This window comes from Variovorax ginsengisoli, assembly GCF_030486595.1.
GTDB classification, from domain to species: Bacteria; Pseudomonadota; Gammaproteobacteria; order Burkholderiales; family Burkholderiaceae_C; genus Variovorax; species Variovorax ginsengisoli_B.
Map to the genome: position 1 here is coordinate 1 of NZ_JAUJZH010000050.1, position 18,625 is coordinate 18,625.

The window sequence follows — 18,625 nt, forward strand, 5'->3', positions numbered from 1 at the left end:
GAGAGCGCCGTGATAAGCGGACTCGTCGCCCTCGAATCCAATACAACGCGAACCCGTTCAATGACTGGGTTCAAATGGATAACTTCTATATCTTTGAACGCAAGTTAGTATGATACGGTCTTCACACGTTGTCGTCTGATCTGTGCGGCTTTACCAACACGACAGCGCCTGCGTCAGCCTTGCCTTGACGTCGGCGTTGGCGAAGCTCGCATCGATCGAATTGCGTGCCAGCGATCGAAGATCGTCATCCGACCAGTCGAACGCCTTGCTGCACAACGCGTACTCCCCTACCAGGCTGGCCCCCAGCAGGACCGGGTCATCGGTGTTGATCGAAACGGCCACGCCGGATCGGCGCAGGCGATCGATCGGGTGATCCTCTATGCTGCGGTAGACCCCCAAGGTCAGATTGGAGGTCGGACAAATGCCAAGGGGAATCTGCCGATCGACCAGCAGTCCAACCAATTCGGGATCCTCGATCGCTCGTACACCGTGATCGATGCGATCGGCGCCGAGCAGTTCGATGGCATCCCACACACCCTCGGGGCCACTTGACTCGCCGGCATGTACGGTGCGGCGCAGGCCCGCCGCGCCCGCGCGTCGGAACGCCTCTGTGAAGCGTGGGCCGGTGCGACCGGAGGCCGCTTCGTTGCCATCGATCGAGAGCGCCGCTACGCGTGGATGTCGCAGCGCCACCAGCGTGTCGACCAGTTCGGCCGCCGCGTCTGACGATTGCGTTCGCAGCAGGCTGACACAAAGGCTCACGGGAGGAAGCCCGTCTTGTTCTGCCGCGGTCAGGCCGGCATCGATCGCGTCGATCATGTCGGGCAGACGCCCATGCCACGCCGGCCAGTGGGCCGGATTGACGATCACATCAGCATAGCCTGCACCCCCGTCGGCCAGACGCTTGCTGTAGCCATAGCTCAGTTCGGCCAGGCGTTCACGGGTCGACGCCAGGCCACAAGCCCAGTCGAGGAAACGCAGAAAGTCCGCCAGGCCTTCAAATTCGAACAAGCATTCGCGGGGCCTGGGCATGAGCACGCGCGCCTGCGTTGCCCATTGCTCGAGAACGCTCGATTCAAAGCAGCCTTCGAGATGGGCATGGACCTCTGCCTTTGGCAAGGCGCGCAGTCGGTCGACGTGAGGGGGAGCGTTGGACATGGTACGACTCGATTGTGAGTGCGTCGTGAGACGTCAACCGCAAGTCTCGTGCAATGACATCCCAACGTCATATGCCAGCGCACATATCCAGTATCTGCTTTCAGGGCGGCCGCCCGCAGACTTCCCGACCCACCTCGATGCGCACACCCTGCACAGCGGCATGCAGTTTCTCGTCGATTGTCGTTGCCCTCTGCCCGTTCAAGATCGCACAATGCCCTGTCGAAGCGTTTTCGATTGGGTTGAAATGGCATCTCGACCAAGCGTCCTGGTCATCGGAGGCGGCATTGGCGGCCTGTTCGCCGCCAATGCGTTGATCGGAAAGGGGCTGCGCGTTTCTGTCTATGAACAGGCGTCCGCCCTGGGTGAGATCGGCGCTGGCGTGTTCGTGACGCCGAATGCGGTGCGCCACCTCGAGCGAGTGGGTCTGGGGCCCGCCGTCGAAAGATGGGGCGCGCGAGTCGGACCCAACTCCTGCTACCTTCGCCACGACGGCACGCCGATTGCCGCGGTGCAGGTGTCGGATGCGTCCGGGTGGCATGCGGCCTTCGGCATGCATCGCGCCGATTTTGTAGATTTCCTTGCTGCCAACCTGCCTGTCGGGATCGTCCATACCAGCCACCGTGCCATCCGCTTCGAGCAGACCGACGACGTAGCCCGCGTCGAATTTTCCAACGGCGCCACCGCCGAGGCCGACGTGGTGATTGCCGCGGACGGAATACATTCCGAACTGCGTCCCTACGTCTTTCCGCCCTCGAAGCCCGTATTTCACGGCACCATTTCCTATCGGGGCCTGATCTTGCGCGAGCGGCTGCCGAACTGGCCGATGGACCGCTGGCAAATGTGGGCTGGTCCGTCCAGGCATTTCCTGGTCTTTCCTGTTCGCCACGGATCAATGGTCAACTACGTTGGGTTCGTCCCGACCGATGAAGAAATGAAGGAATCATGGTCCGCGCCCGGCGATCCGGCGGTGTTGCGCCGCGAGTTCGCAGGGTGGGACCCGCGCATTTCCGATGTCCTGCAGCAAGTCGACAAGACATTTCGCTGGGCACTCTACGACCGCGAGCCGCTACCGACCTGGACCAAGGGCCGATTGACACTGCTTGGCGACGCGGCGCATCCGATGCTGCCGCACCTGGGCCAGGGGGCCAACCAGGCGATCGAGGACGGCATGGCACTCGCCACGATCCTGGCCCAGGTGGACAGATCGCAGGTGGCGTCGTCGCTGCTTGCCTACGACCGATTGCGTCGCGAGCGTGTGGCGGAAATTCAGTTGGGTGCCCGGCAAAACGGACTGCGTCTGGACTCGACCGCTGCGGACCTCAGTACCCGCGACGCAGAACTCGCCGCGCATGCCGAATTCCGCAAGCGTCTCTATGCCTACGACGTGCTTCCAGATGCGACCGCCGCCGTGGCAGCAGTGCTGCGGTGATGAATCTGGACGCGCGCATCATCGGCCTCATTTGATCAAACGGGACCATGGGACTCTTGACCTTCGGTATCAACGTCACCCTGGACGGCTGCGTCGACCACCAGGAAGGAATCGCCGACGACGAGACTCACGCCTTCTTCAACCGCCTCATGGACGAGTGCGGGGCGATGCTGTGGGGCCGCGTGACCTACGAAATGATGGAGAGCTACTGGCCAGCGGTCGCCCGTGGCGATGCGAAGGCACCGCCGGCGATGCGCGAGTGGGCGGTCAAGCTGGAGGCCAAGCCGAAGTACGTGGTGTCCTCGATGCGAAGGGACTTCCCGTGGACCAACAGCCACCACATCGCCGGCGACCTGCGCACGGGCGTGCAGGCGCTCAAGGACACGACCCCGGACGGCGTGCTCCTCGGTAGTAGCAAGCTCGCGACCGAGCTGGACCGGCTGGATCTGATCGACGAATACAAGTTGCTCGTTCACCCCAGGATTGCCGGCCACGGCCCGACCCTGTACGAGAGCGGGCTGCCCAGCGCTCGACGGCTCGAGTTGATCTCGGCGTCCGCGCTCCGCAGCGGCGCCGTCGCCATGCACTACCGGCGCGCGCGCTGACCAGGAGGCGGGTCTTCCGACTTCCGCGCCGCGCCAACCACTCGCCCTTGATTGTCATGTTGCACGCGAAGGCAGCGCGCTTCGCGCCACAGGGGCTGGTCCGGGAGTGCCACCCCGGCCGCCGCGAACTGCTCGTCGGGAAGCAACGGCGGAACTTCCCGATCGCGACTGGGCTGCTGGCGCAGGCGGCGCCACCGGCTGAGGCCTGCCAGGCCCAACCAGACCATGAGGCCCGCCGCCATCCACAGATAGGGACGCAGGTCGACGGCGAGCGGGTGGTCGATCAGGTTCCCGAGATAGGTCCCCGCCGACGGGCTCAGCCATGCAACGCCGGCGATGACGGGCTCTCTCAGAAACCACAGATAGGCCATCCAGGCAAGCAAGGTGATGACCAGGTCGCGCACGCGCATCCACCACTGCGCGCGCACCCGCTGAATTCGTGGCGGCCAATCGGGCGGCGGGGCCAGTTCCGGCGGCGAAGCGGGGTCGTCCCCCGGCGTAGCAAGCGTCTTCTGCATCATCGAATGCTCCCGCGTCAACGCAGGCCGCGGTCGGGGCTCACCCAGGTTCCGCGCATGCTGCCGATATGAAGGATGGCACGCGGCAAGCCGACGACCGAAGTCGCGACCTGGGCGGCCCAGAACACCAGCGGATACCAGACGACCCAGAACAGCGATCGGAACATGCCGCGCTCGAAGCGCTCGTCGATCCAGGCGCTCGTCACAGCCTGCGCGAGGTAGGTCAGCGCCAGGACCTGGCCCCAGCCGCGCGGCAATGGTCCGAAGACTGGCCAGAATTCCGGCAGGGCGAAGCCCCAGAAGCGCAGCAACGGACCCACGACCCATGCCAGGAAGCCCCCTGCGATCGCATAGGCCCAGGCGACCGCGACGACATAGTTGATCCATACCGGAAGCATGCGCGGCTGCGCCAGCAGCTTGGGAATAACCTTGAGCATGACGGTCACGCCGCCTTCGGCCCAGCGCAGGCGCTGGCGCCACAGTCCGCGGAGGGTCTCCGGCATCAGGATCCAGCACAGTGCCTTGGGCTCGAAGGCCAGCCGCCAGCCGGCGAGCTGGAGGCGCCAACTGACGTCGACATCGTCGGTGATGGCCTCGCGAGACCACCAGCCGGCGTCCTGCAGTGCGCGCTTTCGGAAGGCGCAGATCACGCCGGAGACGGTGAACAGCGATCCATACACGGTCTGGGCCCGCTTGATCAGCCCCACGATGGACGAAAACTCGCCGACCTGCAGGCGTCCGAGGAGCGTGGCGTGGTTGCGCACCCGCGGATTTCCGGTCAGCCCGCCGATGCCTTCATCGGTCTGGAACCGGCGCACCAGCCATGTCAGCGCATGCCGTTCGAGCAGCGCATCGGCGTCGATGCACACCAGCAACTCATGCCGGGCGGCCAGCGCGCCGGCGTTCAGCGCGGTGGACTTGCCCTGGTTGCTTTCCAGGTGCACGACGCGCAGCATCGGCAGCTGCGGAATCAAGGCCTCCAGCCATGCCCCGGTCCGGTCGGTGGAGCCGTCGTTGATCGCGATGATCTCGAAGTCCGGGTAGTCGATGCATGACAGGGCCCCGAAGGTCTCGGCCAGTTGCCGCTCCTCGTTGTGGCAAGGCACCAGCACCGACACGCCCGGGTACGACGGTAGCTTCGGAGGATGCTCCGGCCGCGGCTCATGGCGGCCGCGCAACCCGACGTAGAGCAAGCCGCCGGTCATCCAGAACAGGGCCATCACGAAGGGATAGCCGAAGCAGAAGGCGGCGATGAGTTCGTTGAAGTGCATGGATGTTCGGCTCCGCCTTTCAACGTCGCACCGGAAAGATCGACCCCGACACCGCGGGTGCCGCGATGGCCGCTTCGGGCCGATCCGCGACGGGATCGTCCGGACACCAGCCCAGCGAAACGCCGCCGCGGCGCTGGAAGTCGAGGGCCTGGCGGGCCAGTACCCGGGCGTCGGGCGGCGCCACGCCGGTGAACCATCTCAGGAGCATTGGATCGACAGGCGAGAGGCGGTCTTCGGCGACCGGGTCGTGGACGCCTCGGGGCACGAGGGTGATGTCCGCCAGCGGGTGCGGCGCTGCGACGGGATGCCGTGGCGCGACCCACAGCAATTCCAGACCGGGTCGCGCGGCGTCCAGGGCCGCGAAGGCCCGCCATCCCGGCGCGTCGATGCCGTCCGCGCGACCCAGGTCGGCGAGCACCGACTGTCGCCGCTCGCGTATCACCCAGGATGACCAGGCCAGCGGAATGCCCGGGCGGTGCGCGAAGAGCGGCGGCGGACCGTCGAAGCGCATCGCCAGCGCCTGCGTGTCCTCGAGCAGCCAGCCGTCCAGCGGCACCTTGGCACCCAGGTCCTCATAGAGGCGCTGCACGCGCGCGTCGTCGCCCAACGCCGCGAGTGCCTCGCGATGCGGCAGGCGGGCATAGACCTTCACGCCGGCGCGCGTGGCCATCTGCCAGGCGATGCGCGACAGCCAGTCGCCCGCCAAGGGCAGCTCCCGGGCAGGAAACCAGGCGGCGGAGATCTGCCCCTGTGGATCGCGGCGAACCGCGTCGACCACCAGGCCAGTCACGCCCAGCGCCCGCACGCGCTCGATCGCCAGGCCCAGGCGTTCGTTGCTGGCCTCCGCGTTGTCGGTCCACAGGGCCGCCGGGTCGAGGCAGACCAGGCGATCCAGGCGCCGCTCGTTCGGATCGGGACGCAGGCTCTGCACCAGGTCCGGCAGCGGCGGGTTGTGCCTGTGCAGCAACCGGGCCAGCCTGAAGGGCTGGTCCAGGCGAGAGGGTCCCTGGTCGAGCACGAGCGCGAACGCGAAGCCCAGGTCGCGGGCGGCCTGCATGCCGATGCCGTCGTAGCGGCCGTAAGGCCACACCAGCGCACGCGGCGCGCGGCCCAGTTCGCGCTGCAGGCTGGCCCGCCCGGCCGCCAGGTCGGCGCGGACGCCCGCCGCAAAGTCGGCTTCGCTCTGGTAGCCCATGCCGGGGGTGTAGCGGCGCGTCACCGCCGCCGGCATGGTGTTGCCCTGCGGGTTGCCGACGACTTCGGCGTGAAGCGACTGGCTGTGCAGCGCGAACTCGACCAGGCCCGAACGCTGCATCTCGCGCGCCTGATCCCAGGTGATGAAGCGTTCGCGCGGCACCGCGCGATCGCCATAGCGAACCATCGAGCCCGCGGGTGGTGCCATCCATTCGCCCACCAGGGCCGCGACGATCGGGAAGCCGTAGGCGAGCGCCAGCGGGTAGACGCGGGTGTACAGGCTGCGGTAGCCGTCGTCGAAGGTGATCAGCACGGCCTTGGCGGGCAGCGCCTTCTCGCCGCGGCCCGCGCGTGCGATGTCGTCGAGCGAGATCGCCGTCCAGTCGTTGCCGCGCAGCCAGTCGAAAAAGCTCACCAGGCGATCCGCGGTGACCGCGTCGTCGTCCAGGTCGCCCGCAGCGTCCACCACGTCATGGAGGCCCACGGTCGCGAAGGTCGCGGCCGATCCGGATGCGGGCGACGGCTGCTGCGCGAGCGCGGGCCGGGCGGCCAGGCACAGGAGCAGCAGCGAGATCGCCAGCGTGCGAATCGCCTTGTTGGCGGGCGGGCTCGTGTTCATCTTCCGAACCTGTGCTCGAGCTTGAGGTAGCCGTTCAGCGTGCGCTCGCGCTGGCCGTTGTAGACGTTGCTCGCCCATTCGATGCCCCAGGTCAGTTCGGTCCAGGGATCATGGCGCCAGGTCTGCTCGTAGGCGGCGCCGCCCACCGCATAGCCGCCGAAGTCGCGCTGGTCGAACATGCCGATCGTCAGTCGCAGCCGCTGCAGCAGCACGCGCTCGTAGACACGCCCCAGAACATGCTGCACCTGCGCCTCGAGCGAAGGCAGCCATGACTCCCTGGGGTTGAAATAGGGCGTGACGGCCAGGCTGTTGCGCTGCCATTCGACGCGCGGCCTGACCATGATGTCGAGGTGCGGCCGATCGAGCAAGGTGAGGGCGCCGTCGATCGTCACCTGCTCCCGCCTGTTGCCGTCGCTGAAGTCCATGTACTGCGCTTTCAAGCCCGCCTCAGTCGATTCGGTCCAGGCATAGCGCAGGCCGCCTCTTGCCGCATCGGCCGTGATGCCATGGAAATCCGCCCGCAGCGGGGTGTCCGGCGAATGCTTCGCGGCATCCGCCAGGAACGTCCAGTGATCGGTGGGCTGCCACTGGGTGGCGAGCGAGCCGCCCGAGGTGTTCAGGGAGCCTGTCTGGGACCATGCCAGCGCGTTGACCTTCCAGTCGGGCCAGAGGGCCTGCACACCGCCGCCGAAACGATGGCGTTCGGCGCGGCCTTCCTCGATGGAGTCGCTGCTGCTGTCGGCCAGTCCGATGAGCCGCCAAGTGCCAGCGAAGGTCGAGGACTCGACCTGGAGGCTGGCTTCGCCGCCATTGCCGGGCCCTTGCAGCGCCTGGTTGTCGGTATGCCTGCCACCCAGCGCGAAGCGCACGCTGGGGCCCATGGCGGCGTCGAGTTCCCGCCGCGCCTGCTGCACCCGTGGAATGTCCGCGCCTTCTTCCAGCAGCGGCGCCAGGCGCGCGTCGGCGCGCAGCAAGCGATGGCGTCGCGTGTCCGAGTCCACCTGCTGCACGCGAATGCCGAAGTCCTCCGGCGCCAGCGCGGCGGCGGCATCGACGCCGTCTTCGGCCCGGCGCGGCCAGCCCTGCTGCGCAGCGATATCGGCCGCCTGCGCGCGCAGCCACGGGAGAGCCGGGGCGCCTCGCTCCAGCGGCGCGATGCGCTGCCACGCGGCGGCCGGCATGTCGGCATAGCTGTGCACCGCAGCGTCGAAGGCCTGCGCTTCGAGCCAGGCTTCGTTTTCGCGCGGCGTCTGATGTTCGCCGGCACGGCGCCAGGGCGGTCCCGCAGCGGCCACCAGGGCGTCGACCGTGGCGAAGGCCGCGTCGAATTCCTCGGATTCCGTCTCTGCATAGGCACGGCCCATCATGATCGAGCGCCATGGACCCTCGTCGTCGGCGCGCTCCGAAGGCGTCAGGCGCTGCAGGGCTTCGTCGTAGACGCGGCGCGCATCCGCGGGGCGGCGCAGAGCGAGCAGCGCGTCCGCCTCGGCGACGAGGACATAGGCCGGAAGGGCATCTTGCGCCGCACGCAGCGCCTCCACCTGGTCCACGGCGTCCTGCCAGCGCTCGCGCTGGCGCAGGGCCACCGCACGGTCGCGCTGCAGACGCGTGACCAGACCCGGGTCCGGCGGCGTGGCGGCACGTGCCTCGACCAACAACGCGTCGAGACGGGCCAGCGCCGGGTCCACGGCGTCGAAACGCCGTCGGGGATCGGGCCCCCGCGGAGGGATGTCGATCGCCCAGCGCAGGCGCTGGCCGGCGACGCGGCTGCGCACACCCGGGTCGGCGCGGGCGCCCAGCGCGTGGGCGGCGGCGCTCGGGGCGCCCAGCTCCATCAGCACATCGGCCAGGGCCTGGGTGACTTCGGCGTTGTCTGGCTGCAGGCGCCGGGCCTGCGCGATCGCGCCAAGGGCGGCATAGCGATCGCCTGTGCGCAGCAAAGCGCGACCACGCTCGAGCAGCGCCTGCGCCGCCACCGCTGCGTCGGCCTGCGCGCCGGGCCTGGACGGTGACCGAGGGGCCTGAGTTGCACCGGGCGCAGACACGCCCTGTCCCGCCGCGATGCCGCATGCCACCACCCCGGCCAGGGCGGTGGAGCGAAGACCCAAGGTGGAAGAATGTCGGAGAATTCGGCACTCCTGAATGCGGCCGGTGACTGCTCTTTTTTTCAGCCTAAACGTGGCAATCAAATCCGTCAAACACGAGGCATGCCATATCCTGGGGGACCTTCATGCGCGGCGCCGAGCGGCAGAGAACCCGAGGAATCGACGGGATGGTTGTAACGGAGATACGCGAATTGCCCCGCCGCCCAAGTGACGGCCGGTAGGCGACTCCCAAGATTCGTTGCGCCATTCGCGTCAAACGCGACCTGTCAAGTCCACCACAGGGGGGTGTCATGAGGAAATCGCTTTGGACGCTTGCGGTCGTCGGGGCCGTTCACGCCGCTCCCGGTGCCTGCGCGGCCGACCCGGCGTCTTACGACGAACTGAAGGCCGAGTTGCAGCAGGCCATGAAGACGATCCAGGACCTGCAGGCGCGCATGACGGCCCTCGAGCAGCAAAAGACGGCCGCCCCGGCACCGGCCGCCGTTGCCGCGCCCGCTGCCGCCGCTTGGGCACCCGTCGTCTCGGTGGGCACGAGGGCCGAGGACGGCGCCCCGGACTCGGACAAGGCAAGGGTCGAGTTCTACGGCCAGGCCATGATCGACACGATCTACGACTTCAAGCGCATGAACCCCGACTGGCAGGCGACCCTGCGGCCATCGCAGATTCCGATCATCTGCCCGGGATCGCCAGGATGCGGCAAGGATGGCACGACGGTCTTCAGCGTGCGGCAATCGAGTCTCGGGTTCAAGTCCTTCATCCCGACGAGCCTCGGCCCGGTCAAGACCGACCTGAGCTTCGACCTCTTCGCGACCAACGGAGGTACCCAGATCCACTGGCTGAACGCCTGGGCCGAACTCGGCATGTATGGCGTCGGCCAGACCTACTCGAATTTCATGGACATCGACGTGTTCCCGAACATCATCGACTACTGGGGACCGAGCGGCATGGTCTTCGTGCGCAATCCTCAGCTGCGCCTGACGCCCTACAGCAAGGATGGATTGACCGCGGCCTTCTCGCTCGAGGCGCCCAATTCCGCGATCGATACCGGTCGCATCACACGGGTGGACCCGGCGCTCGGCGCCGGCATCACCGGCTGGAACCGTGCCCCGGACGTCGTCGCGAGCCTGCGGATGGACGGCGACTGGGGCCATGTCCGGGCCGCCGCCATCGTGCGACAGGTCGGCTTCCAGAACACGATCAGCTTCAACAGCGAGCCGTCCGGCTCGAAGACCGGGTACGGGCTCAACCTCAGCGGCACGTACAACGTGTTCGGCAAGGATCAGCTGAACGCGCAGGTCGTCGGCGGGCAAGCCATCGCGAGCTACATGAACGACGGCGGCGTGGACCTGGCCCCGGGCGCGAACCTGCAGGCCGAAACGGTGGGGTCTCTGGGGTGGCTCGTCTACTACAACCACGCCTGGAGCGAGAAGTGGAGCAGCGCCATCGGCTACAGCGAGCATCGGCAGAGCAATACCGCCGGACAGCTTGCCACCGCCTTCCACAAGGGCAGCTATTCGTCGGTCAATCTGCTGTATTCCGCATCTCGAAGCATCCTGCTGGGCGGCGAGTTCGTCTGGGGTCGCCTCGAGAACAAGTTCGGACTGTCGGCGGACGACTACCGGCTGCAGTTCTCGACCAAGGTCACGTTCTGACGTCGGCGCTCAAAACGTGGCGGGGGTGCGCCTGCACCAGATCCAGCAGGACCTGGAGCAAGGCGGCTGGAAGACCATCGCCCGCGTGAGCCCTGCATAATTCCTTGATGAAGGATCCAGTATCGATTGGCACGGCATTGACCGCTGCCGCCTTGGCGTTGCTCTCTGTGTGGAAATCGCGGCCGCGACGCTGGGCCGTGGGCGCGCTGATCGTTGCGTTTTTCGCGTTCGTCGCCCTCAACGAAAGCGATGGCATGGGCAAGCTCCGATCGGCGTGTATCGGAGCGGAGTGCAGCGGGGGTGTAGGAATATCTGCCCACATTCGCATGTAGCGAACGGCCGCAAGCTGCGGGGAGGCTCAGCGGAATTCCCAAATTCGAGAAGGACGGCGCAGTCGATCTCGCGCCGCATGCCCTTGGTCTTCAATCCGACCAATGTGCCACCGATCACGAAGAGGGAGCCCGCACAGTGCGCTCAGCGTGAAGCTCTTGCCCTGCCAGCGCCAGGCCCAGCCGAAGGCGGACAACATCACGACCAGCGATCCGACCGCATAACCCAGCACATAGCGGCCACTCATGACCTCGCCGACGGGGCGTTGGGAGAGCGCCGTGAACACCAGCGCGGGGGAGCGCAAACTTGACGACGTACGTGCCGAGAACGTGCATGTCCAGCTTGCTGAAGACACCGGCGCGCCCCGCAAGGAAACCAAGCGCGATGACGAGGTAGATGGGGCCGGTGATGGCCAGTGTTTGCAGCATCGAATGAGCGCCGCCCGTCCGCCCGGACGGATCTCGGCGCGCAAAGGTCCGTTAGTGGAATGAGCGTGTCATTTCGTAGTGGGTACGGACCAAGGTGGTGGACGCGGGGGTGTCTAGACCCAGCCCTTGATCTGATGACTCATCGCCTGCGTGGAGATGCCGTAGCGATCATGCAGTGTCGGCAGCGCACCCGCGTCGAGAAAGGCATCCGGCAAGCCGATCTGGCGGAACGTCGTCGCGACGCCCGAGCGCATCAGGAGGCCCGCGACCGCCTCCCCGAGGCCGCCGATCACCGAGTGGTTCTCCGCCACCACGACGAGTCGTCCCAGTCGCCTGACTTCGGCGAGGATCGTCGCCTCATCGAGCGGCTTGATCGTCGGGACATGCAGCACCGCGACATCGATGCCGTCTGCCTGCAACTGCTGGGCGGCTTCCAGGGAGCGCATCGTCATGAAGCCGCTCGAGATCACCAAGACGCTCTTGCCATCTCGAATCAGCTTGGCCTTGCCGAGCTCGAACTTGTAGTCGTACTCGTCCAGCACGAGTGGCACGTTGCCGCGCGGCAATCGCATGTAGACGGGGCCCTCGTGATTGGCCATCTGAGGCACCGCCTGTTCGATATCCAGCGCGTCGCACGGATCGATGATGGTCAGGCCCGGGATGCCGCGCATCAACGCCAGGTCCTCGGTCGCCTGGTGGCTTGGCCCATAGCCGGTGGTGAGCCCCGGCAGCGCGCAGCACATCTTGACGTTGAGGTTCTCCTCGGCAATCACCTGGTACACGAAGTCGTAGGCCCGACGGGTGCCAAAGACGGCGTACGTCGTCGCGAAGGGAATGAAGCCTTCCTTGGCCATGCCGCCTGCGGACGCCATCAGCAACTGTTCGGCCATGCCTATCTGCAAGAAGCGCTCCGGAAACGCCTGCGCGAACAGGTGCAGGTCGGTGTACTTGGCGAGGTCGGCCGTCATCCCGACGATTTCCGGGAACGGGACGCCCCGGCCCATCAAGGTGTCGAAGAGGATGACGCGCGGCTTGTCCTCGTTCAGCGCGCGCGCCGCGTCGAAGGCGGCGATGACGGCAGGCAGGTCGTTGCCGTCGACACGCTGCACGTGCCAGCCGAACGCTGCCCACTTGTCGGCCAGTGGCTCGAAGCCCATGATCTTTCCGGACGGGCCGTCAGCCTGCTGGTTGTTGATGTCGACCAGGCAGATCAGATTTGACAGGCGATGGTGGGCGGCGCCCATCGCTGCCTCCCAGGTCGACCCTTCGTCCAGCTCGCCGTCGGACATCGAGTTAGACGAAGGCCGGGTTCTTCTTCAGCCGAAGCCCCAGCGCCATGCCGACGGCAATCGGAAGGCCTTGCCCGAGCGAGCCACCGGACATCTGCATGCCGGGCGTGTAGGTGGCCATCCCTGACATCGGCAGGCGGCTGTCGTCGCTGCCGTAGGTTTCGAGCTCTTCCTCAGGGACGATCCTGGCCTCGATCAGCGCCGCGTAGAAAGCGATCGCATAGTGACCATGCGACAAGAGGAAGCGGTCGCGGCCTTCCCATTCCGGGTCCTCGGGCTTGTAGGTCATTGCGTGCTTGTAGGCCACCGCGAGGACGTCGGCCCAGCCAAGCGCCTGGCCGATAGCCCTGCCCCTGGACTTCGCCCATGCGCAGTGCGTAGCGGCGGATGCGGTAGGCGCTTTGCTGAAGCGTCGATAGGTCAGTCATGAATATCTCCTGGTGAGTGAGTGAGTGAGTGGCGCAGGTGTGGATGTCAGAGGAACCCGACGGAGATCCAGGGAGTGGCGGCGACGAGAACTGTTCCGAGGAACAGGGCGACCATGTAGCCGACGATCGGCTTCATGCCCTCGTTCGGATGAATGCGGCTGATGGCGCAGGCGGCGTAGTACCCGACCCGAACGGCGGCGCGAAGAGGCCGATGCCCATCGCGAGCGTCACGACCATCGCGTAGTGCACTTCATGGATGCCGACCTGGCGCGCAATGGGAAACAGCAGCGGTCCGAGCAGCACGATGGCGGGGATGCCTTCCAGCACCGAGCCGAGGATGATGAAGGCGACCACCGATACCGCCATGAAGGTCACCGCGCCGCCCGGCAGCGCCTTCATTGCGTCGGCCAGCGCGGTCGAGAATCCGGACTGCGTCAGGGCCCAGGCCATGCCGGTGGCGGCACCGATGATGAAGAGGATCGAGCCGGAAAGTGCCGCGGTACTGACCAGCATCGGATAGATCCGCTTCCAGTCGAATTGCCTGTACACGAGCAGTCCGGCGATCACGGCGTAGACGATGCCGATGGTGGACACCTCCGTCGCCGTGGCAACACCCTCGACCACCGCGGCGCGGATGACGACCGGAAGCGCCAGCGCGGGAATCGAGATCAGGAACGACTTGGCGATCTCGCGACCGCTCGCCTTGCGAACGCCCGACAAGTCTTCTCCCCGATAGCGCCACCATACGAGTGCGGCCAGGGTCGCCCCCACCACGACGCCAGGCAGCAGGCCGCCGGTGAAGAGAGCTGCAATCGAGACACCCGTCGCGGAGCCGATCGTGATCAACACCAACGACGGTGGAGTCGTTTCAGTCTGCGCGCCCGTCGCGGAAAGCAGCGCCACCAGATCACCGGGTTTCGCGCCTCGCTTGCGCATCTCCGGGAAGAGCGCCGGTGCCACCGCCGCCATGTCGGCAGTCTTGGACCCCGAGATTCCGGACACAAGATACATCGCGCCGATCAGCACATAAGAAGGTCCGCCTCGGACGTGACCCAGCAGGCTGGCCAGGAAGGTGACCATGGCGCGTGCAATTCCGGTCATTTCGATGAGCAGGCCCAGCAGGACGAACAGCGGGACGGCGAGCAGGATGAGATGGCTCATGCCTTCGTCCATCCGGCCGACGACTACGACCGTCGGCGTGGTGGTGGTCAGTGCGATGTAGCCGAAGGTCGCCAGTCCGAACGAGAACGCGATGGGCAAGCCTCTAGAGGGGTTTTCCGTGAACGACATCACCCATACCCTGCACTACTTGCTCAAGCTTCTGGACAACATGCAACTGGTTGATGATCGGCAAGGAGGCGGCGACGAGCAGTTGTAGCCCGCTGACTGGCGTACCCGTGTTGCACCGCGGCTCCAGGCGTGGCGCCTCGTCGCGCCCAGCCGGAGAGATCAACCGATGGAACTTACGAACGGTACTCAGCCGGCTGTCCACTCGACGCTCACCGCGAGGCCGCCCAGGCGGATCGACCGCCCGATGCGCACCGCTGCCTGCTGGGCGGATGCGACGCGGCGCACGATGGACCAGCCCAGGCCGCTGCCGCTTTCGCCGCTTCCGAGCACGCGGAAGAAGCGCTCTCCGCAGCGCGCGATGTCTTCCTCCTTCATGCCGGGGCCACTGTCCTCGACGCCCAACCGCACATGGTCGCCCGATTTCTCGACCGTGATGTGGATCGCCGCCCGCGCCGGGCCGTAGCGGATCGCGTTGTCGACCAGATTGCGCACCAGCACCGCGAACAGCGTCGGATCACCGCGAACCCGGCACTCGCCCGTCGCGTCGACTTCGATGTTCTGCTGCTTGAGGATGGCTGCCGGCGCGGCTTCGGCCACCACGCTGCGCACGAGGACGCCCAGCTCAACCGGCCGGCATTCGAGATCGGCGCCGGCCTCGAGGCGCGACAGCGTCAGCAACTGCTCGACCACGTGCGCCGCGCGGTCGCAGCCCGCGAGCGTTGCTTCCAGCGCGTGGCGCCGCCGGGCATCGTCGGCCTCGCCGAGCGCGACCTGTGCCTGCGCGCGGATGGCGGCAATGGGCGTGCGCAGCTCGTGCGCGGCGTCGGCCGTGAAGCGGCGCTCCGACGCCAGCAGTTCGCCGATACGCAGGAGCAAGCCGTTCAGTGCAACGAGCATCGGCGTCATCTCCGACGGCGCGCCGCCGATCTCGACGGGGCTCAGTGCCTGCGGTTCGCGCCGGGCCAGCGCCTGCCCGAGCCGCCTGAGCGGCAGCATGCCGCGACGGACCGACCACCACACCGCGATCGCGAGCAGGGGCACGGCGACCAACAACGGCCAGAGCGTGCCTCGCAGCAGGGCCCAGAGGATGGAAGATCTCGAATCGATCCGCTCGCCCACATACACCTGCACGTCGCGCTCGCTGCCGTGGGTTGCGAACACACGCCACGTCGCGCCGTCGATGCGGGCCGTGCTGAAGCCCGATTTGAAACGGGGTCCGCGGTCGATCATCGGTGCGGACGGGGCGTTGGCGGATCGCAGCGTCAGGCGGCCCTCGTGGAAGACCTGGAAAGCGACTTTGGGCGCGTAGCGATGCAACACCGGGGCTTCGATGCTCCGGTTTTCTTCGGAAGGTGCCTCCATCTGCTGCGCGACCAGCAGCGCGGCGCCTTGCGCCAGATGGCCGTCGAGCAGTTCGTCCAGCTCGTGGCGCACGTCGAGCCATGTCATGACGGCGGTCGCCACCCACACGCCCGCCACCAGGCCAAGCACCAGCAGCAGGAGACGGCCCTGGAGCGAGCGGGGCATCGTCATCAACGGGCTGGCTTGTCGCGCGCGAGCACGTAGCCCACTCCGCGCACGGTCTGGATCAGCGAGGCGCCGAGCTTGCGGCGCAGGTGATGCACGTGCACCTCGATGGCGTTGCTCTCCACTTCCTGCCCCCAGCTGTACAGGTGCTGCTCAAGCTGTTCTCGCGAGAGCACGCGCCCGGCGTTGAGCATCAGCGCATGCAGCAGAGCGAATTCGCGGGAAGGCAACGATACCGGCTGGCCCGCACGATGCACTGTGTGCGCGGCCAGGTCGAGCTCGACATCCTGGGCGCACAGGCGCTCCTGGGGCAGACCGTGGGCGCGGCGGATCAGGGCACGCAGGCGCGCCGCGAGTTCATGCAGGTCGACGGGCTTGACGACATAGTCGTCGGCGCCGACATCGAGCCCGCGGATGCGGTCCGGCACGCCGTCGCGCGCGGTCAGTACCAGGATGGGGAGCTTGATGCCAGCCTGGCGCACGGCGGCGAGCACGGGCAGGCCGTCCTTCAGCGGCAGGCCCAGGTCGAGCACCGCTGCCGCATACGGCTCGGCGCGCAGTTCCCGTTCGGCGGCCTCGCCGTCCCGCACCCAGTCGACCTGGAAATCGAGCTGGCGCAGGCCCGCGCGAAGGCCGTCGCCTAGCAAGGGATCGTCTTCGGCCAGCAAGATGCGCATGGGGGAATTGAGAGGGGCAATGGATCGGCGCTGTCAGTCGTCGTCCCGTTCCTGCGTGACCGCCTTGCCGGACACGGCCGCCGGGCCGTGGGCCACGCCCATCGGAGCGGTCTTCCACTGCGTCCACCAGAAGCCGAGCACCGCCGCCAGCATGAGGATGCCGACACTGCGCCAGGCGCTGCGCACGCCGTCCCCGGGGCGGCCCGTCTTGCGGCCGGTGATCATCGCGGCGATCAGGTTCTCGCGATGCAGCCAGCTGCCGAGCAGCACGCCGGCGATATGAATCCCGACCACGCCGAGCATGATGTTGGCCGCCGCTTCATGGACCTCTTCCAGCCACTTGCCTCCGATGTCCTCGTAGGTGGCCCAGCCCGATGCCGTCACCGCGAGCGCGAGCCCGAGCAGCGCGACGATGGCGACTGCACCCGCGGGGTTGTGCCCCGTATGGTGCTCCGCATGGCCGCCAAGCATGCCGCGGAGGTAGGCCATGACGGCACGCGGCCCGCGCACGAAGGCCGAGAAGCGCGCATGGCGCGTGCCCACGACGCCCCACAGCAGACGGAAAGTGACGAGCCCGGCCATGGTGTACCCGAGCGTCACATGCACCAGGCGCCACGCCTCGTGCTCCGCGCTGAGGTAGGCGCCGGCAAAGCACAGCGCGATGAGCCAATGGAATACGCGCACCGGCGCATCCCAGACGAGGATCCTGCCGGCCCCCGGCTCGATCGCCGGGCGTTCAGCGGGGGATGCGGACTGTGTGTTCATTGAAATCTCCTTGATCGGCCGAAATGGCGGGGCAGGTTCGCCATCACACGCTGCCAGGAGGCAGCCGGCAGCATGCCGGGCGGGTAGGCGATGTGGCAGGCGGCGCACTCCTCGCGGTGCTTCGCAAGCAGGGGCGTGCGTGCCGCGCCATCGCCCTCGCCCGCCCAGGCCCGCGGACCGGCGAGCGCGACAAGTGCGCAGACCCACATGCCTGCACGGCGGGAACGGTCAGCCATGGCGGGGATTCCTGATGAAAGTATCGACATCGCCGTCGCCTCAGGGCTTGACCTTGATCAACTGGCTCAACACATCGGCCCTCCGGCTCCCGCTTCCCCGACGTAGCCGGCGAGCAGCGCGACCGGTGTGGCGGCGCCGACCGCGGGCGCGGCGACGATGGCGGCCATCCAGGCCGCGGTGGCGAAGCGCCGGCATGCGGGCCGGCGCGTTTTCAACAAGCTCATGGCAACTCCTTGGATGCCATCGTGTCGTCGCGGTCTTAGCGTTTTCTTAACGCTGCGTCCGCGATCCGGCCAACTCGGTTGGAACGCCTGCCCAGCCTGCCGTCGCTTGACCCAGGTCAAGGGCCGCTGTCGCGCCGCACGGGAACATCGGCCATGGCCAGCCGACCACCTCCGCCCGTCTTTCGTGCCCGGGGCCTGGGCAAGACCTACCACGCAGGTGACGTCGACGTCGTCGCCTTGCGGGACGTCGACCTGGACATCGCGGCCGGCGAATTCGTCGTGCTGCTCGGGCCCTCGGGCAGCGGCAAGTCGACTCTGCTGAACATCCTCGGCGGTCTGGAAGTGGCCACCACCGGCAGCCTCAGCTACCTGGACCACGACCTGACCGCCGCCAGCGACGACGCGCTCACGCGCTACCGGCGCGATCACGTCGGCTTCGTGTTCCAGTTCTACAACCTCATTCCCAGCCTCACCGCCTACGAGAACGTGGCGCTGGTCACCGACATCGCCGCCAACCCCATGCCCATCGACGAGGCACTGGAGCGGGTGGCGCTGACCGCCCGGCGCGACCACTTTCCATCGCAGCTCTCTGGTGGCGAGCAGCAGCGCGTCGCCATCGCGCGCGCCATCGTCAAGCGGCCGCAGGTGCTGCTGTGCGACGAACCCACCGGCGCGCTCGACTATGCGACCGGCAAGCTCGTGCTCGACGTCATCTCGCGCATCAACCTCGAACTGGGCACCACCGCACTGGTGATCACGCACAACGCCGCGATCTCCGGCATGGCCGATCGCGTCGTCTACCTCGCGGACGGCAGGGTGCAGCGGATCGAGAACAACGCGCAGCGCATGACGTCCGCGGAGCTCGCATGGTGAGCCGGC

19 protein-coding genes and 2 pseudogenes are annotated in these 18,625 nt (G+C 67.1%); 6 read left to right on the forward strand and 15 right to left on the reverse strand.

The window, feature by feature from the left end:
- Positions 1-150: 150 nt before the first annotated feature.
- A complete protein-coding gene (gene add / locus QZH52_RS36835; protein WP_301816240.1) occupies positions 151-1,158 on the reverse strand; it encodes an adenosine deaminase in 1,008 nt (335 codons plus the stop codon).
- Positions 1,159-1,318: 160 nt separating this feature from the next.
- Between add and QZH52_RS36840 the strand changes: the two genes are divergently transcribed.
- Both QZH52_RS36840 and QZH52_RS36845 read left to right on the forward strand, forming a co-directional pair.
- Positions 1,319-2,587 (forward strand): FAD-dependent monooxygenase, encoded by a 1,269-nt coding sequence (locus QZH52_RS36840; protein ID WP_301816241.1) that lies wholly within the window; start codon positions 1,319-1,321, stop codon positions 2,585-2,587.
- Between the two features lie 47 nt (positions 2,588-2,634).
- The gene (locus QZH52_RS36845; protein ID WP_301816242.1) at positions 2,635-3,192 is read left to right on the forward strand and encodes a dihydrofolate reductase family protein; all 558 of its coding nucleotides are present in this window, start codon (positions 2,635-2,637) and stop codon (positions 3,190-3,192) included.
- Here QZH52_RS36845 and pgaD read toward each other — a convergent pair.
- From pgaD to pgaA, 4 genes are read right to left on the reverse strand one after another with little or no spacing between them, the layout of a single operon-like run.
- Entirely contained in the window at positions 3,174-3,713 is a 540-nt protein-coding gene (gene pgaD / locus QZH52_RS36850; protein WP_301816243.1) for a poly-beta-1,6-N-acetyl-D-glucosamine biosynthesis protein PgaD, read from the reverse strand. The two genes, QZH52_RS36845 and pgaD, sit on opposite strands and share 19 nt — an antisense overlap.
- A 14-nt stretch (positions 3,714-3,727) precedes the next feature.
- On the reverse strand, positions 3,728-4,981 hold the full coding sequence (gene pgaC / locus QZH52_RS36855) for a poly-beta-1,6-N-acetyl-D-glucosamine synthase (RefSeq protein ID WP_301816244.1): 1,254 nt from the start codon (positions 4,979-4,981) through the stop codon (positions 3,728-3,730).
- Positions 4,982-5,000: 19 nt separating this feature from the next.
- The gene (gene pgaB, locus QZH52_RS36860; protein WP_301816245.1) at positions 5,001-6,794 is read right to left on the reverse strand and encodes a poly-beta-1,6-N-acetyl-D-glucosamine N-deacetylase PgaB; all 1,794 of its coding nucleotides are present in this window, start codon (positions 6,792-6,794) and stop codon (positions 5,001-5,003) included.
- Positions 6,791-8,902 carry a poly-beta-1,6 N-acetyl-D-glucosamine export porin PgaA gene (gene pgaA / locus QZH52_RS36865; protein WP_301816246.1) on the reverse strand — a complete coding sequence of 704 codons (2,112 nt, stop codon included), beginning with the start codon at positions 8,900-8,902 and terminating at the stop codon, positions 6,791-6,793. The genes pgaB and pgaA overlap by 4 nt, the downstream gene beginning before the upstream one ends.
- A 287-nt stretch (positions 8,903-9,189) precedes the next feature.
- Here pgaA and QZH52_RS36870 point away from each other — a divergent pair, with 287 nt between their 5' ends.
- Entirely contained in the window at positions 9,190-10,551 is a 1,362-nt protein-coding gene (locus QZH52_RS36870) for a DcaP family trimeric outer membrane transporter (protein WP_301816247.1), read from the forward strand.
- Here the strand turns inward: QZH52_RS36870 and QZH52_RS36875 are convergent.
- Both QZH52_RS36875 and QZH52_RS36880 read right to left on the reverse strand, forming a co-directional pair.
- Positions 10,541-10,807: a hypothetical protein gene (locus tag QZH52_RS36875; protein ID WP_301816248.1), complete on the reverse strand. Its 267-nt coding sequence runs from the start codon at positions 10,805-10,807 to the stop codon at positions 10,541-10,543. The genes QZH52_RS36870 and QZH52_RS36875 overlap by 11 nt on opposite strands.
- Positions 10,808-10,909: 102 nt before the next feature.
- The gene (locus QZH52_RS36880) at positions 10,910-11,128 is read right to left on the reverse strand and encodes a hypothetical protein (protein ID WP_301816249.1); all 219 of its coding nucleotides are present in this window, start codon (positions 11,126-11,128) and stop codon (positions 10,910-10,912) included.
- A 31-nt stretch (positions 11,129-11,159) separates the two neighbouring features.
- Between QZH52_RS36880 and QZH52_RS36885 the strand changes: the two genes are divergently transcribed.
- On the forward strand, positions 11,160-11,372 hold the full coding sequence (locus QZH52_RS36885) for a hypothetical protein (protein WP_301816250.1): 213 nt from the start codon (positions 11,160-11,162) through the stop codon (positions 11,370-11,372).
- 50 nt (positions 11,373-11,422) lie between these two features.
- Here QZH52_RS36885 and QZH52_RS36890 read toward each other — a convergent pair whose 3' ends face one another.
- The 3 genes and pseudogenes from QZH52_RS36890 to QZH52_RS36900 form a co-directional block, all read right to left on the reverse strand.
- A complete protein-coding gene (locus QZH52_RS36890; RefSeq protein WP_301816251.1) occupies positions 11,423-12,598 on the reverse strand; it encodes a transketolase C-terminal domain-containing protein in 1,176 nt (391 codons plus the stop codon).
- Positions 12,599-12,602: 4 nt separating this feature from the next.
- Positions 12,603-12,887 carry a thiamine pyrophosphate-binding protein gene (locus QZH52_RS36895; RefSeq protein ID WP_301816252.1) on the reverse strand — a complete coding sequence of 95 codons (285 nt, stop codon included), beginning with the start codon at positions 12,885-12,887 and terminating at the stop codon, positions 12,603-12,605.
- 185 nt (positions 12,888-13,072) lie between these two features.
- Positions 13,073-14,289 (reverse strand): annotated as a pseudogene (locus QZH52_RS36900) (TRAP transporter large permease); the annotation flags it as partial.
- A 1-nt stretch (position 14,290) separates the two neighbouring features.
- On the opposite strand from QZH52_RS36900, the pseudogene QZH52_RS36905 reads away from it, so the two are divergent.
- A pseudogene (locus tag QZH52_RS36905) lies at positions 14,291-14,404 on the forward strand (MarR family transcriptional regulator); the annotation flags it as partial.
- Positions 14,405-14,502: 98 nt separating this feature from the next.
- Here the strand turns inward: QZH52_RS36905 and QZH52_RS36910 are convergent.
- The 5 genes from QZH52_RS36910 to QZH52_RS36930 form a co-directional block, all read right to left on the reverse strand.
- Entirely contained in the window at positions 14,503-15,849 is a 1,347-nt protein-coding gene (locus QZH52_RS36910) for an ATP-binding protein (RefSeq protein WP_301816253.1), read from the reverse strand.
- Positions 15,849-16,520, reverse strand: coding sequence for a winged helix-turn-helix domain-containing protein (locus tag QZH52_RS36915; protein WP_301816254.1), 672 nt, complete (start codon positions 16,518-16,520; stop codon positions 15,849-15,851). The genes QZH52_RS36910 and QZH52_RS36915 overlap by 1 nt, the downstream gene beginning before the upstream one ends.
- Positions 16,521-16,553: 33 nt before the next feature.
- Entirely contained in the window at positions 16,554-17,285 is a 732-nt protein-coding gene (locus QZH52_RS36920; RefSeq protein ID WP_301816255.1) for a cytochrome b/b6 domain-containing protein, read from the reverse strand.
- Entirely contained in the window at positions 17,282-17,521 is a 240-nt protein-coding gene (locus tag QZH52_RS38925) for a hypothetical protein (protein ID WP_436411674.1), read from the reverse strand. The genes QZH52_RS36920 and QZH52_RS38925 overlap by 4 nt, the downstream gene beginning before the upstream one ends.
- Positions 17,522-17,587: 66 nt before the next feature.
- Positions 17,588-17,746: a hypothetical protein gene (locus QZH52_RS36930; RefSeq protein ID WP_301816256.1), complete on the reverse strand. Its 159-nt coding sequence runs from the start codon at positions 17,744-17,746 to the stop codon at positions 17,588-17,590.
- Positions 17,747-17,899: 153 nt separating this feature from the next.
- Here QZH52_RS36930 and QZH52_RS36935 point away from each other — a divergent pair, with 153 nt between their 5' ends.
- Positions 17,900-18,619 (forward strand): ABC transporter ATP-binding protein, encoded by a 720-nt coding sequence (locus tag QZH52_RS36935; protein WP_301816257.1) that lies wholly within the window; start codon positions 17,900-17,902, stop codon positions 18,617-18,619.
- Positions 18,620-18,625 lie beyond the last annotated feature (6 nt).

Bases quoted from the DNA above. Each gene is read 5' to 3' on its own strand.
- QZH52_RS36870 (WP_301816247.1), top strand. From the start codon at position 9,190: ATGAGGAAATCGCTTTGGACGCTTGCGGTCGTCGGGGCCGTTCACGCC.
- QZH52_RS36935 (WP_301816257.1), top strand. From the start codon at position 17,900: ATGGCCAGCCGACCACCTCCGCCCGTCTTTCGTGCCCGGGGCCTGGGC.
- QZH52_RS36845 (WP_301816242.1), top strand. From the start codon at position 2,635: ATGGGACTCTTGACCTTCGGTATCAACGTCACCCTGGACGGCTGCGTC.
- QZH52_RS36890 (WP_301816251.1), bottom strand. From the start codon at position 12,598: ATGTCCGACGGCGAGCTGGACGAAGGGTCGACCTGGGAGGCAGCGATG.
- pgaC (WP_301816244.1), bottom strand. From the start codon at position 4,981: ATGCACTTCAACGAACTCATCGCCGCCTTCTGCTTCGGCTATCCCTTC.
- QZH52_RS36930 (WP_301816256.1), bottom strand. From the start codon at position 17,746: ATGAGCTTGTTGAAAACGCGCCGGCCCGCATGCCGGCGCTTCGCCACC.
- QZH52_RS36880 (WP_301816249.1), bottom strand. From the start codon at position 11,128: ATGAGTGGCCGCTATGTGCTGGGTTATGCGGTCGGATCGCTGGTCGTG.
- QZH52_RS36920 (WP_301816255.1), bottom strand. From the start codon at position 17,285: ATGAACACACAGTCCGCATCCCCCGCTGAACGCCCGGCGATCGAGCCG.
- QZH52_RS36915 (WP_301816254.1), bottom strand. From the start codon at position 16,520: ATGCGCATCTTGCTGGCCGAAGACGATCCCTTGCTAGGCGACGGCCTT.
- add (WP_301816240.1), bottom strand. From the start codon at position 1,158: ATGTCCAACGCTCCCCCTCACGTCGACCGACTGCGCGCCTTGCCAAAG.
- QZH52_RS38925 (WP_436411674.1), bottom strand. From the start codon at position 17,521: ATGGCTGACCGTTCCCGCCGTGCAGGCATGTGGGTCTGCGCACTTGTC.
- QZH52_RS36840 (WP_301816241.1), top strand. From the start codon at position 1,319: ATGCAGTTTCTCGTCGATTGTCGTTGCCCTCTGCCCGTTCAAGATCGC.
- QZH52_RS36875 (WP_301816248.1), bottom strand. From the start codon at position 10,807: ATGCCATCGCTTTCGTTGAGGGCGACGAACGCGAAAAACGCAACGATC.
- QZH52_RS36910 (WP_301816253.1), bottom strand. From the start codon at position 15,849: ATGACGATGCCCCGCTCGCTCCAGGGCCGTCTCCTGCTGCTGGTGCTT.
- pgaB (WP_301816245.1), bottom strand. From the start codon at position 6,794: ATGAACACGAGCCCGCCCGCCAACAAGGCGATTCGCACGCTGGCGATC.
- pgaD (WP_301816243.1), bottom strand. From the start codon at position 3,713: ATGATGCAGAAGACGCTTGCTACGCCGGGGGACGACCCCGCTTCGCCG.
- QZH52_RS36895 (WP_301816252.1), bottom strand. From the start codon at position 12,887: ATGACCTACAAGCCCGAGGACCCGGAATGGGAAGGCCGCGACCGCTTC.